This window comes from Bradyrhizobium sp. MI1.7 (assembly GCF_055811795.1).
The window spans coordinates 1-458 of sequence record NZ_JBVVPO010000258.1 but is presented as its reverse complement, the minus strand read 5'-3'; the positions used below and the strand labels follow the sequence as shown (position 1 = coordinate 458).

Annotated in this window: 1 pseudogene; it reads left to right on the top strand. The window is 64.8% G+C overall.

Going from position 1 to position 458, the window contains the following annotated elements:
- Nucleotides 1-458: pseudogene (locus AC0L3X_RS47435) on the top strand (UDP-glucose 6-dehydrogenase); the annotation flags it as partial.

The following is a 458-nucleotide window of genomic DNA, read 5'->3' as shown; positions in this document are numbered from 1 at the left end:
AAGGTGATGGGCGACGTCTATCGCCCGCTGTCGCTGAACCAGGCCCCGCTGATGTTCACGGCGCGCCGCACCGCCGAGATGATCAAATACGCCGCGAACGCGTTCCTCGCGACCAAGATCACCTTCATCAACGAGATCGCCGATCTCTCGGAAAAGGTCGGCGCCGACGTGCAGGAGGTCGCGCGCGGCATCGGCCTCGACAACCGCATCGGCACCAAGTTCCTGCATGCGGGTCCGGGCTTCGGCGGCTCCTGCTTCCCGAAGGACACCAAGGCGCTGATCAAGATCGCGCAGGACTATGACGTGAACTTGCGCATCGTCGAAGCCGTGCTGGCCGTCAATGAGAACCGCAAGCGCGCGATGGCGCGCAAGGTCAGCCAGGCGCTCGGCGGTAGCTTGCGCGGCAAGACCATCGCCGTGCTCGGCCTCACCTTCAAGCCCGACACCGACGACATGCG